Source organism: Microcoleus sp. Pol17C6 (genome assembly GCF_036701145.1).
Lineage (GTDB): Bacteria > Cyanobacteriota > Cyanobacteriia > Cyanobacteriales > Microcoleaceae > Microcoleus.
The window spans coordinates 21,668-33,784 of sequence record NZ_JAUBQH010000001.1 but is presented as its reverse complement, the minus strand read 5'-3'; the positions used below and the strand labels follow the sequence as shown (position 1 = coordinate 33,784).

13 protein-coding genes are annotated in these 12,117 nt (G+C 46.9%); 4 read left to right on the top strand and 9 right to left on the bottom strand.

Annotated elements, in window-relative coordinates:
- Positions 1–72: 72 nt before the first annotated feature.
- From frr to modB, 4 genes are all read right to left on the bottom strand, one after another.
- Positions 73–621, bottom strand: coding sequence for a ribosome recycling factor (frr, locus tag QUA25_RS00190; protein ID WP_333034638.1), 549 nt, complete (start codon positions 619–621; stop codon positions 73–75).
- Positions 608–1,336 (bottom strand): UMP kinase, encoded by a 729-nt coding sequence (gene pyrH, locus QUA25_RS00185; protein WP_071884014.1) that lies wholly within the window; start codon positions 1,334–1,336, stop codon positions 608–610. The genes frr and pyrH overlap by 14 nt, the downstream gene beginning before the upstream one ends.
- 131 nt (positions 1,337–1,467) lie before the next feature.
- Positions 1,468–1,866 carry a peptide-methionine (R)-S-oxide reductase MsrB gene (gene msrB, locus QUA25_RS00180; RefSeq protein WP_333034636.1) on the bottom strand — a complete coding sequence of 133 codons (399 nt, stop codon included), beginning with the start codon at positions 1,864–1,866 and terminating at the stop codon, positions 1,468–1,470.
- Positions 1,867–1,956: 90 nt separating this feature from the next.
- Entirely contained in the window at positions 1,957–3,717 is a 1,761-nt protein-coding gene (gene modB, locus QUA25_RS00175; protein WP_333034948.1) for a molybdate ABC transporter permease subunit, read from the bottom strand.
- On the opposite strand from modB, the gene QUA25_RS00170 reads away from it, so the two are divergent.
- Positions 3,638–3,847 carry a hypothetical protein gene (locus QUA25_RS00170; RefSeq protein WP_333034956.1) on the top strand — a complete coding sequence of 70 codons (210 nt, stop codon included), beginning with the start codon at positions 3,638–3,640 and terminating at the stop codon, positions 3,845–3,847. The two genes, modB and QUA25_RS00170, sit on opposite strands and share 80 nt — an antisense overlap.
- Here the strand turns inward: QUA25_RS00170 and modA are convergent, their stop codons facing one another.
- The 3 genes from modA to speB all read right to left on the bottom strand — a co-directional run bounded on the left by modA (position 3,848) and on the right by speB (position 6,403).
- A complete protein-coding gene (gene modA, locus QUA25_RS00165) occupies positions 3,848–4,648 on the bottom strand; it encodes a molybdate ABC transporter substrate-binding protein (RefSeq protein WP_333034634.1) in 801 nt (266 codons plus the stop codon).
- Between the two features lie 134 nt (positions 4,649–4,782).
- On the bottom strand, positions 4,783–5,340 hold the full coding sequence (locus QUA25_RS00160; protein WP_333034632.1) for a thioredoxin family protein: 558 nt from the start codon (positions 5,338–5,340) through the stop codon (positions 4,783–4,785).
- Between the two features lie 133 nt (positions 5,341–5,473).
- A complete protein-coding gene (speB, locus tag QUA25_RS00155; protein ID WP_333034631.1) occupies positions 5,474–6,403 on the bottom strand; it encodes an agmatinase in 930 nt (309 codons plus the stop codon).
- A 244-nt stretch (positions 6,404–6,647) separates the two neighbouring features.
- Between speB and QUA25_RS00150 the strand changes: the two genes are divergently transcribed.
- The gene (locus QUA25_RS00150; RefSeq protein WP_333034630.1) at positions 6,648–7,562 is read left to right on the top strand and encodes an alpha/beta fold hydrolase; all 915 of its coding nucleotides are present in this window, start codon (positions 6,648–6,650) and stop codon (positions 7,560–7,562) included.
- A gap of 197 nt (positions 7,563–7,759) precedes the next feature.
- On the opposite strand, the gene QUA25_RS00145 is transcribed toward QUA25_RS00150, so the two are convergent.
- Both QUA25_RS00145 and QUA25_RS00140 read right to left on the bottom strand, forming a co-directional pair.
- Complete coding sequence (locus tag QUA25_RS00145) at positions 7,760–9,070, bottom strand: M10 family metallopeptidase C-terminal domain-containing protein (RefSeq protein WP_333034629.1); 1,311 nt, start codon at positions 9,068–9,070, stop codon at positions 7,760–7,762.
- A 158-nt stretch (positions 9,071–9,228) separates the two neighbouring features.
- Positions 9,229–9,639 (bottom strand): hypothetical protein, encoded by a 411-nt coding sequence (locus QUA25_RS00140; RefSeq protein WP_333034627.1) that lies wholly within the window; start codon positions 9,637–9,639, stop codon positions 9,229–9,231.
- A 143-nt stretch (positions 9,640–9,782) separates the two neighbouring features.
- On the opposite strand from QUA25_RS00140, the gene QUA25_RS00135 reads away from it, so the two are divergent.
- Positions 9,783–10,466 (top strand): response regulator transcription factor, encoded by a 684-nt coding sequence (locus QUA25_RS00135; protein WP_333034626.1) that lies wholly within the window; start codon positions 9,783–9,785, stop codon positions 10,464–10,466.
- Positions 10,463–12,085, top strand: coding sequence for an ATP-binding protein (locus QUA25_RS00130; RefSeq protein ID WP_333034624.1), 1,623 nt, complete (start codon positions 10,463–10,465; stop codon positions 12,083–12,085). Before QUA25_RS00135 ends, QUA25_RS00130 begins: the two co-directional genes overlap by 4 nt.
- Positions 12,086–12,117: the final 32 nt, after the last annotated feature.

The window sequence follows — 12,117 nt, the reverse complement described above, 5'->3', positions numbered from 1 at the left end:
TGCTGGTTGTTCGCGGCCGGATCTCGGCAATCTCAAAACTATTCCTATTCCCCCTGCCAAATTTCCGATTCCCTAAACAGTCGTGATATCTTTCTCTTTCGCTGCCAGAACTTCTTCTATTTTGCCAATGTACTTGTCCGTCAGCTTTTGAATTTTATCTTGCAAGTCCCGGGATTCATCTTTAGAGATATCGCTGCTTTTTTCCTGCTTGCGAATCGAGTCAACGGCATCGCGGCGGATATTGCGAATTGCAACTTTACCTTCTTCAGCAAACTTCCCGGCCATTTTGACAAATTCTTGGCGTCTGTCGCTCGTCAGTGGCGGAATGTTCAAGCGAATAACTGAACCGTCGTTGTTGGGAACGAGTCCTACATCGGACAGGGAAATTGCTTTTTCGATCGAGTTGAGCGCTGTGCGATCGAACGGTTGAATGGTGATCGTAGTCGCATCCGGGGTGCCGATGTTGGCAAGGGATTTGATCGGAGTTGGAGAGCCGTAGTAGTCTACCATGACTCGATCGAGGAGAGAGGCGTTGGCCCGTCCCGTCCGAATAGTATTAAAAGACCGTTGAGTAGCCTCAACTGCCTTTTGCATATGATCTTCTGCGTCAGCTAACTTCACAAAAACCTCCGACAAGAGTTCCAATAGATTCTCCCATTACAGCTCGGTAGATGTTGCCCGACACCGAGAGGTCAAATACCATAATAGGAATATTATTTTCTTTGCAAAGGGCGATCGCCGTACTGTCCATCACCCGCAAATCTTGATTCAAGACGTGGGCATAGGTGAGGGTTTGATACCTGCGCGCGTTGGGGTTGAGGTGGGGGTCGGAATCGTACACCCCATCTACCTTAGTAGCTTTAAAAATCACCTCTGCATCAATTTCAGCCGCCCGCAAAGCGGCTGTAGTATCAGTAGTAAAAAAAGGGTTGCCAGAACCGGCACCGAAAATCACTACTCGTTTTTTTTCGAGGTGGCGAATTGCCCGCCGCCGGATGTAGGGTTCAGCTACTTCTTGCATGGCGATCGCCGATTGCACCCTCGTTGGCACTCCTGCTTGTTCCAGGGCATCCTGCAAAGTGATAGCATTCATCACCGTCGCAATCATGCCCACATAATCAGCCGTTGCCCGATCCATCCCTGCCGAAGCAGCTTTCACCCCGCGAAAAATGTTGCCGCCACCGACAACAATCGCGATTTGAATGCCTTGCGACACGACTTTGGCAACTTCCTGGGCGATCGACTGAACGACTACCGGATCGATGCCGTAGCCCAAGCTACCCATAAGCGCTTCACCGCTGAGCTTCAGCAAAACTCGCTGATAAACCATCCCCATGCCGCCACTATTTTTTTACTCTTTTTGCCTCCACCATAAGATAGCAGTACGGGTGCATTTTGAACATCAATTACCCAGAACAGACCCAAAAGTCTGTTCCAGAACAGTTGAGTGAGAACGGTTGACTAAATTTAATCCTTGGGGACGAAATTAAGAGCAGCAGAATTCATGCAGTAACGCTGACCGGTAGGTTTCGGCCCGTCGTTAAATACGTGACCGAGATGAGCGTCGCAAACAGCGCACAGTACCTCTGTTCGGCGCATGAACAAAGTGTTATCGGACTCACACTTGACATTTTCTTCGCTAACGGGAGCGTAGAAACTCGGCCAACCGGTACCGGAATCGTACTTTGTTTCTGATTTAAATAGCTCAGTGCCGCAGCAAATACACTTATAAGTTCCGGATTTTTTGTTGTCGTGATATTCCCCGCTAAAAGCTCTTTCTGTTCCTTTTTTGCGGGTGACTTTAAACTGTTCGGGCGTGAGTTGTTGTTGCCATTCAGCGTCTGTTTTTTTAACTTTTTCAGTCATGATTAGAGGTTGGGTTAAGATGTATTTAGCTGGTGAGTGTTGACGGTTAACTGTTGAGTGTTGACGGTTAACGGTATATTCCTAGTTAACTCAGGCTTCCATTAATATTAACCTAATTGGCTCGAAATGAACATACCAGGGAAAATGATTGTCCTTAATAGCCCTCCAGTTTTCCTTGAAAAATTCGGCTTGCAAGTGATAATCTTGGGAATCATTGGGAGGCGAGTGCAATTTGAGATATAATGTCACCCGGTGCGGAGTTTCCACAGTCGAGGCGATCCAACAAGCAAAAGTATTTTCACGATCGCACCCGCTAACAAAAATCAGTTGATGAGCCCGAATTCCCACAGAAACTAGAGATTTGGGAATTGGTTCAACTACACTCAGAGTACAGCCCCAGTCGATCGCCTCCACGAGAGTTACGGAGATCGGTTTAGCTGCTGAGAAATTCTTGCAGCCCGTCAACTGGGCGACAGTGAAGTTGGGGGGGCGATCGAAAATGTTTTCTTTGGTATCAAAGGCGATCGGCTTTCCCTGGGCCAATACCAACAGATTTTTGCACAGCCGGTAAACTTCGTCTAAATTGTGGCTGACAAACAAAGTAATTCCCCGATAATTAGCCAGAGTCTGCATTAACTCCCCTTCCAGTTGACTGCGTAAGTGAGTATCCAAAGCAGAAAACGGTTCGTCTAACAGCAGCAAATCGGGAGAAGGGGCGATCGCCCTCGCCAAAGCCACCCGCTGCTGTTGGCCCCCCGAAAGTTCGTGCGGGTAGCGGTTTTCCAGTCCCGACATTTGCACCGAAATTAGTTGTTCTTTTACCCGAAGTTCTTGCTCGCTTTCTGATAAATGCTGCAAGCCAAACGCAATATTTTCAGCCACAGTCAAGTGAGGAAATAAAGCGTAATTTTGAAACAAAAAACCGATGCGGCGGTCTTTAGAAGGTACATTAATGCCCTGTGCTGAGTCAAATAAAACCCGGCCGTTGACTGCAATTTTACCGCTGCTGGGAGTTTCCAAACCAGCGATGCAGCGCAGAGTCATGCTTTTGCCGGAACCTGATGCGCCCAAAATTCCCAGCACTTCCGGGCTGATATCGAAGCCAACATCCAAGGCAAAGCCGGAGAGAGGTTTAAAAATGTTTAAACAAAGTCCGCTTTCAGGTTGTTTTGTTGTGGACTTTGTGGTAGAAGAAGAGGCAGCTTTGGGAAAATTAGATTCCAGTTTTTGGCTCGAATTTGGTTTGGGCGATATCCTTTGTAAATCAGTCCAAAAATTAACAGCAGTTAGCACGCTCAAAGAAAGACTAAGAATAATCAAAACCCAAATAGCAGCTTGCCTCATATCCCCTGCTTCCACAGCAAAATAAATTGCCATCGGGATAGTTTGAGTTTGTCCGGGAATGTTCCCCGCTAACATCAGCGTCGCGCCGAATTCACCCAAAGCGCGAGCAAATGCGAGAATAGTTCCTGCTAAAATTCCCGGCCATGCTAGCGGCAACATAATGCGCCAAAAGACTTGCCACTCCGAGGCTCCCAAAGTGCGGGCTGCATTGAGAAGATTCGCATCAATTTGCTCAAAAGCTCCCAAAGCAGTTTTGTACATGAGGGGAAATGATACAACTGTGGCAGTAATGGCGGCAGCTTGCCAAGTGAAAATTATAGTTAAGTCGAATTGTAGCAAAAATTGCCCGATCGCCCCATTTCTCCCAAACAGCAGCAGCAGCAAAAATCCCACTACAGTCGGCGGCAAAACTAAGGGAGAAATTAAAATGCCTTCAATCAAAGCTTTACCTCTGATGCGAGTTGAAAGCATCCACCGGGCGGCCGCTATTCCCAGAAAAAAGGTGATAAATGTCGCAATAGCGGAGGATTTTAGAGATATCCAGAGCGGAGAAATATCAAATTCCATCTATAAATACATCTGCGTTAATCAGCGCTTATCTGCTTTCATCAGCGGTAAAAAATCCATAATTAGTTAGTTATCTAACTATGCCAAACCCGTATTTCTGAAATACTATTTTAGCGCGATCGCCCGCCAAAAAGTCAACAAACGCTTTCGCAGCAGCCGGATTGCGACTGTTTCTGATAACTGCCAGCGGATAAACAATGGGCGAGTGCAAATTTTCGGCAGCCGTTAGCAGCACAGTTACTTTGTCGGAGGCTTTGGCGTCAGTCGCATAAACTATGCCAGCATCCGCATTGCCGCTTTCGACAAATGTCAGAACTTGGCGGACGTTATTTGCTAGCACTAATTTTGGCTGGAGTTGCTGCCACAATCCAAGCTTAGTTAACATTTCCTGAGCGTATTGGCCCACAGGTACGCTTTTCGGTTCGCCGATCGCAATTTTCTTGATTCTGGCATCTGTCAACTGTTTGAAATCGCTCAAAGCAACACCGTTTTTGGGAGCAATCAAAACTAGGCGATTTGTCAGCAAATTGCGGCGCGTGTCGTTAATTAGCAGGTTAGATTGCTGCAATTCGTTCATTTGTTGTGTAGCGGCGCTTAAAAATACATCTACCGGTGCTCCTTGCTGGATTTGCTGTTTTAGAGCGCCGGAAGCACCGAAATTATAAGTGATAGTAATATTGGGATTGCTGCTTTGATAAACAGTCTTGATTTCCCCTAAAGCTTGCGACAGACTGATAGCAGCAGATACAGTTAAAGAGGTTCGCTGCTGCGCTGTTGTTGGGGAAACGCTTTGAAACAAGTTCCAACTAATCAGCAGTGTCAGCGCTACAGCGGCTGCGACGATCGAGTTGAAAATACGTTTTCTTTCCACAGGGCTATCTTCTAATTTGCCATAGGACAATCTACACTATTTGTAGTAGTAAGGTGCGCCGCGCACACCTTACAAGTAGAGTCTGTTTGTCCAGGATTATCATCTTCTAATGACTGATGACTGCTGACTAATGACTACGATCGCCATTTGACGGAACAGCCTATCGCCTCTGTAGTTGAAGGCTCAACGGGTTGACTGTTGAGCAATTGGTCGATCGCACTCCGCAGATAAGAAACCTGCACCGTCGCCGGATCGTCAGCGTTGTCGTCAATTAAACCTTTATAGCGCAGTTTGCCGTCTTGGTCTAACAAAAAAACCTCCGGCGTTTTAGAAGCCCCAAAACTTTCAGCCACATCTTGAGCAACATCCCGGATGTACGGGAAGTTGAGTTGATTGTTGGCGGCAAAAATTTTCATGTTCTCAAAACTGTCGTCGGGATACTGGTTTGCATCATTAGCATTAATCCCGATTAAAGTAACCTCTCGATCTTGAAAATCTGCTTGAAGTTCTTTCATACGATTGAGATACAACTGCACGTAAGGGCAATGATTGCACATAAATATCACCGCTATCGCCCGAAACTTTTCTAAATATCGAGCTAAATGGTGAACTTCTTCGTCCACTCCCGGCAGTTCAAAATCGGGAGCGTAGCCGTTAATGGGAGTACCGGTTGTATCGATTAGTAAACTCATGTTTTCAGGAGGTGAAGAGCAGTATTTGCCAGCATGAAAAATGAAACTGTCAGCACGAATAAAATTGGCTGTTGTTTGGCTTTAGCTTAATTCTAGCCTTGCCAACAGCCTATTGTGATTCGTACTTCGCGATTTATCCCTCGTCTGGCTTTAGCCAACCTTGAGCCAGAGCTTGGTATCCAATAAGTTTGTATGCTAATTTGGCGGCGGTAAATTCTGAGACTACAGAATCTACAATAGGTGCTAATTCCATAATGTCACACCCGATTACTTCGTAGGACTCGAAGATGCGGCGCAAAAATGCGGTGAGGGAATACCAATTTAACCCGCCCGGTTCCGGTGTTCCCACCCCTGGAATTAAAGTCGGATCGATGCCGTCTAAGTCGATCGTCAAAAATACTCGCTTAGTTGTTATGCTGGCAATTGCCCGATCGGCCCAATCCGGTTGAGTAGCGATTTCCCTAGCTCGAATCACGTTTAGCTGTTTTGCTTTAATCAAGTCTGCTTCTTCTTTGCAGATAGCGCGAATCCCGATTTGCAGTGTCGGTAAGCCCATATCCACAATACGCCGCATCACGCAGGCGTGGTTGTGGATCGAGCCTTCGTATTCGTGCCGCAAGTCGCCGTGGGCGTCGATTTGCACGACTGTGAAAGGTTCATCCGGGTATGCTTGGCGATAACCTTCGACAACGCCGGCAGTGATGCTGTGTTCCCCTCCGAGGGAGATGACAAATTTATTTTCGGTAACTAGCTGATGCACTGCGGCTTGGGTGACTCGCAGCATTTCTGAGGATGAAACTGGTTGCCTGTTGCGGGTATCGGCGATCGGCTCTTGTGTATAAATTCCGACATCGTAGCAAACTTCGGAGTCCAATTCTTCGTCGTAGCACTCGAGTTGATGAGAAGCTTCTAGAAGTTTAGCGGGCCCGTTTTCGCACCCCCGGCGGTAAGTGGTGGTAGCTTCGTAGGGAATTGGTAAGATAACTACTTTGGCGGTGTCGTAGTCTGGTACGATTTCTGACCCCAGAAACGGTACGACAGCAGTGGAAACGATCGTTGGCATAAGGGAAATTTTAATACAGCAAAGAAGTCAGCAGGTTTAATCGTGACATAATATCGGCTCTAACTGCAAACGAAGAAGGAAGAGGAATTAACCGCAGAGGGCGCAGAGGGCGCAGAGGGCGCAGAGGGAAGGAGGGTTTGGGATTTCTGTCCTAGCGGTTGCCTCGAATTGCGATACGGTTTGTAGTATTGACTTGAGTTCTTTGCAGCCTTGCATTCATCTAAAATCTAAAATCTAAAATCGCATGACATCTTCTACTCCCGCTTTGTCAACAGTTGTTGCGCCTCAAACTTGGCTGTGGAAAGGCTTTCCGATTTGCTACCAGGCTGCGGGTTCCCAGGGGCCTGCGGTGGTGTTTGTCCACGGTTTTGGTGCGTCTTGGGGCCACTGGCGCAAGAATTTGCCGGCGCTGGCGGCTGATTGTCGCTGTTATGCGATCGACCTCATCGGTTTTGGCGCTTCTGCTAAACCCGCGCCCAAACTTGAGATTGACTATACTTTTGAAACTTGGGGACAGCTAATTGCTGATTTTTGTCGGGAAGTTGCGGGCGGGCCGGCTTTTTTGGTGGGAAATTCGATCGGCTGCGTGGCAATTATGCAAGCGGCTGTTGATTTTCCCGACATTGCTTCTGGCGTAATTTTACTCAATTGTTCCCTGCGGTTGCTGCACGATCGCAAACGCGCCGAATTGCCTTGGTATCGCAGTTTTGGAGCGCCAATTGCACAAAAAGTTTTAAATGTCAAGTGGATAAGTCAACTATTTTTTAAACAATTAGCAACGCCAAAAACAGTAAAAAAAGTGCTTTTGCAAGCTTATCGCCGTCCTGAAGCTGTCAGCGACGAACTGGTAAATATGCTGCTGGAACCTGCCAAAGACAGCGGCGCAGTCGAAGTATTTGTAGCATTTATCAGTTATTCTCAAGGCCCGCTACCGGAGGATTTGTTGCCGCGTTTGAGCTGTCCGGCTTTGATTTTGTGGGGGACAGATGACCCTTGGGAGCCGATCGCATTGGGGCGAGAATTGGCAAAGTTTCCGGCTGTTGAAAAGTTTATTCCTTTGGAGGGAGTGGGACACTGCCCGCAAGATGAAGCGCCGGAATTGGTCAATCCTATTTTACTCGATTGGATTAAAGAGCGATCGGCATTTGCAGAACATTAGTGCTTTTGCTCCTTTCATCTGCGTGAATCAGCGTCAATCCATTGTCATCTGCGGTTAACACATTCTCTTTTTTTAACCGCAGATGATGGCAGATTAACACAGATTAACGCAGATGATTTATATCAATTTCGGTTGCAACATCGGTGATTGTTGACTGTTAACTGGATTTTACTATTCCGATGTTACCGGAATTGATATTACACGAATATGAAACTATCAGGGGTAAAGCCGCCTTGAATTACAGCAATTTGGTCAGATGTACCAGCCAAATTGATGGAGTTACCAACAATATTGTAGTCAGAGAGACTCCCACGTAACTGAATGCGATCGATTCCCTGTTGGAAATCCTGAATCAGTGCAACTCCTGTTCCCTGATAGTAGCTAATTGCCGCATCACCGAGAACAAAAGTATCTCTACCCCGACCCCCAATCAGCACATCCGTATCATTGCTTCCCGGTGTAGCACTCAATGGATTTACTCCAATCAGGGTATCATTGCCGCGCAAACCAGAGAGTGTATCGTTACCATCTCCTCCTACTAAAGAATTGTTTTGGATGTTTCCCGTAAGGACATCTACATTCGGAGTTCCTGTGACATTAACAAAATTCTCTACAGTAAAATTCAGAGTGCCGATACCGGGTAAATTGTTAACCGCCAAACGATTCTGCGACAAATCCACATTAATAGAAGCTGTGCCGCTACCTGTAGAAGCATCAATGGTATTAATCTGTCCTAAAGGAGCAATTATTTGTTCTATGTTTTGCAGGGTATCTGTACCGGCTGCGCCTTTATCTACAATACCTTTAGCCTCAATGGTAATGCCGCTGCCCAGGGAAAGATAGCTAATTGTATCCGTGCCTGCTCCTCCAGTTATGGTATCTGTGCCGCTACTGCCTAGGATAAAGTTATCTAAACTATCTCCGGTAATATTGTCGTTTCCTCCTGTGGTGCTAATACTGTTAGCTGGCGGAGGGGGTGGAGTTGGGTTTTGGGGAGGTAAAGCAGAATTCGTAAGTTGTGCTTCCTGATTTTGAGGAGGAGGATTGCCACCCGGTGCGCCTTGATTTTGGGGAGGAGGATTGCCAGGTGCGCCTTGGTTTTGAGGAGGAATATTGCCGATTTCGCCCTGGTTTTGAGGAGGAAGATTGCCGATTCCGCCCTGGTTTTGAGGAGGAATATTGCCAATTTCGCCCTGGTTTTGAGGAGGTTGGTTGCCCGCTGCGCCTTGATTTTGAGGGGGATTGCCCGCTGCGCCCTGATTTTGCTCTGGAGGATTGCCCGGTGCGCCTTGGTTTTCGGGAGGATTGCCCGCTGCGCCTTGATTTTGGGGAGGTTGGTTGCCCGCTGCGCCTTGATTTTGAGGAGGTTGGTTGCCCGCTGCGCCTTGATTTTGAGGAGGTTGGTTGCCCGCTGCGCCTTGATTTTGGGGAGGTTGGTTGCCCGGTGCGCCTTGGTTTTGAGGAGGATTGCCCGGTGCATTAATTGAATTAGGAAATAGTGCTGGCATGATGTAATTACCTGGATTAATTTTCTAAGTTTGAAGCAGTTGTCATGCTAAAGAAATGAATTATCGATCTGCCTTTGAGTTAGTCTCTACAATCATTAAGCTGGTGGAATATGACATTTATCCCTGTCCTAGGATTACAGTTTTGTAATGTGAAGAAATTAGCGTTGTTCGGAATTTTGAGGTACATTACGATCGCCGGGTGGACGCGGTGGAATGCCCAGAATTTTAATCAACTCTGCTTCGGTGACTCCCAACTTTTTCGCTGCACCGGGAATATCTAAACGAGGACGGGGCGGTGGGCTGGGCGGGCGATTATTTTCACTTGGTGGTTCCGGGGGTTTGGCGGGTAGGCCCAAAGCTTCGATTAACTCCGCTTCGGTGACTCCTAATTGTTTGGCTGCTGCGGCAAAATCTATACGGGGCGGGCGTCTCCGCTCTTGACTGGGTTCTGGTTGGCTCTGGGCTAGTACAGTATTAGAATTAGCTGTAGTTCGATCGGGAAAAGTCAAGCTGCTAAATCCCAGCAGCAAGGCTGTAGCAGGTAACGCGAGTAGTGAAGCAATTTTCATGATAGTTACGATCGCCGACCTAAAAATGTTTATAACTACATCAAATTCCCCAAACATTACCTGCAACAGTGTGGATGGATTACAGTTTTGTAATTTAAGTAATTCCCTGATGGCCGTATAATCGCAACCGGATAGGTAAATCTATGAATGTTCTCTACGTTGAAGATGAAGAAAAAATCGCCAATTTTGTTTGTATGGGCTTGAAAGAACAAGGCTTTGTTGTGGATTATTGCGATAATGGCAATGATGGCTATGGGCGGGCGATGGATAATGAGTACGATGCGATCGTCCTGGATATTGTATTGCCGGGAAAAGATGGATTATCTATTCTCAAACATCTGCGAAAGGCGGGACGCAACGTACCCGTGATTTTATTAACTGCTCGCAATGAACTCGACGATCGCATTGAAGGGTTACATCTCGGTGCTGATGACTATTTAGCTAAACCATTTTTTGTTGAGGAGCTAGTGGCTCGGATTTATGCTGTGGTGCGGCGGGCTTCAGGCGGTGGGCAAAATATTCTGAGCGTTGGCCCAGTTAAGCTCGATCGCATTCTCCGAGAAGTTACTTGCGATCGCCATGCGGTAGAACTTACAAGCCGCGAGTTTAATCTGTTGGAATATCTAATGCGATCGCCCGGTAGGGTACTCACCCGCACGCAAATCCTCGAACATATCTGGGGTTATGATTTTAATCCGAATACGAATGTAGTAGATGTATGTATTCAACGCATTCGCAAGAAAATTGAACCGATTGGCGGTACAGGATGGGTTGAGAGTGTGCGCGGCGTTGGCTATCGGTTTCGCAAACCAGATTCACCATCATGAAACTCCAATCTTTCCGCTTTCGCATTGCTCTATCATCTTCTGTTCTTGCAAGTATTGCTCTGATTGGCTTTGGAGTTGTTTCCTGGTGGTTGATTTACGATGCTAAAGTCAAGCGTCTTGATGCTGGAATAGAAACTCAATTAATCCACGCTACCCGCCCGCGATCGCCCGAATGGGATGCTTATACTGATTCTTTGCCATTACTTTTGGGCATGAATGGAGAAACAACTGTGGCTTTGCTAGTGGCTCAAAGAGATGGTAATTTAATCTACAAATCGAGCCAGTGGCAAGATGGACTTGATGCGAATTCTATCTGGCAATCGTTGCCACTACACCCTGGTAATCCTGACATAATAGATTTTGAATCAGAACCTCCCCCCCGACAAAATCCACTAGATCCACCACCACCAGATCGCCTCAATTTATTTCCACCGCCCGAAAGCAGACCCCCATTCGATCGACCTCCACAGGATCGACCCCCACAGGATCGACCCCCACAGGATCTGCCCCCACACGATCGACCTCGACAGGATAGACCCCCATTTGATAGGCCACCATTCGATTCACTTCATCCTCCTCAAGTGCCCAAAGCTAAGCTAGCAACCCAGCATACTAGGACTGCAATTTGGCGTGTTGGCGCAATTAATTCTCCTTATAATCAAGCAGCCATCGCTGTTAACTTACAAGCGATCGATCGGGAAATGGCATCGATTCGCAATATCTTTCTAATTTCTATTCCCGTAGTGCTTTTACTCGTAGCGGGTGGAGCCTGGGTCATATCGCGGAGTATTCTCTATCCAATTGAGCGACTCACGATGGCAATTCGCAATGTTACCGTGCAGGGGCTAGATCGGCGCGTCCCTGACGGAGCAACCGATATAGAGTTTGTAGAATTAATTTTTGTGTTCAATCAGATGTTAGAACGTCTAGAACGAAGTTTTAAACAAGCTTCTCGTTTTAGTGGAGATGCTGCTCACGAATTAAAGACTCCGCTGGCAATTTTGCAAGGTCAACTAGAACGGGCTTTGCATCAAGTTGAGTCGGGTTCTGAGGTGCAGCAGACGCTGAGTAATTTATTGGATGAAGTGCGCCGTTTGAGTGAAATAACCCGTAAACTTCTCTTACTTTCTCACGCCGATGCCGGACGTATGGGTTTACATTTGGTTGAGGTGAATATGTCGGATTTGCTATCGGAAATTGCCGAAGATATGGAACTGCTGGCACCGCATTTAGATGTACAAATGGCAATTGCTCCTAATTTATATATCAAGGGCGATCGCGATTTGCTGGTGCAGGTTTTGCAAAATCTGGTTGGTAATGCGATTAAATATAATTTACCGAAGGGTTGGCTCAGGTTACAGGCTAAATGTCAGGGAAAAAGAGTAATTGTGAAAATTGTCAATAGTTCTCAGGATATTTCTTTGAGGGAGCGCGATCGCATTTTTGAGCGCTTCCATCGCGGTGACTCCACTCAGATCCAAAAAATAGAGGGATCGGGATTGGGGCTAAGTTTAGCAAGGGAAATTGCACGGGCCCACGGCGGCGATATCAAGCTAGATGCTGCAATACTTGGTCAAACAGGGTTTATACTGAGCTTACCTGTGGGTGATCGCGATTAACCTTATAGCAGTGAAGCAGGACGAGTTCTGTT

Bases quoted from the DNA above. Each gene is read 5' to 3' on its own strand.
- pyrH (WP_071884014.1), bottom strand. From the start codon at position 1,336: ATGGGGATGGTTTATCAGCGAGTTTTGCTGAAGCTCAGCGGTGAAGCG.
- msrB (WP_333034636.1), bottom strand. From the start codon at position 1,866: ATGACTGAAAAAGTTAAAAAAACAGACGCTGAATGGCAACAACAACTC.
- QUA25_RS00150 (WP_333034630.1), top strand. From the start codon at position 6,648: ATGACATCTTCTACTCCCGCTTTGTCAACAGTTGTTGCGCCTCAAACT.
- QUA25_RS00135 (WP_333034626.1), top strand. From the start codon at position 9,783: ATGAATGTTCTCTACGTTGAAGATGAAGAAAAAATCGCCAATTTTGTT.
- QUA25_RS00140 (WP_333034627.1), bottom strand. From the start codon at position 9,639: ATGAAAATTGCTTCACTACTCGCGTTACCTGCTACAGCCTTGCTGCTG.
- QUA25_RS00170 (WP_333034956.1), top strand. From the start codon at position 3,638: ATGCCTTCAATCAAAGCTTTACCTCTGATGCGAGTTGAAAGCATCCAC.
- speB (WP_333034631.1), bottom strand. From the start codon at position 6,403: ATGCCAACGATCGTTTCCACTGCTGTCGTACCGTTTCTGGGGTCAGAA.
- QUA25_RS00130 (WP_333034624.1), top strand. From the start codon at position 10,463: ATGAAACTCCAATCTTTCCGCTTTCGCATTGCTCTATCATCTTCTGTT.
- QUA25_RS00160 (WP_333034632.1), bottom strand. From the start codon at position 5,340: ATGAGTTTACTAATCGATACAACCGGTACTCCCATTAACGGCTACGCT.
- QUA25_RS00145 (WP_333034629.1), bottom strand. From the start codon at position 9,070: ATGCCAGCACTATTTCCTAATTCAATTAATGCACCGGGCAATCCTCCT.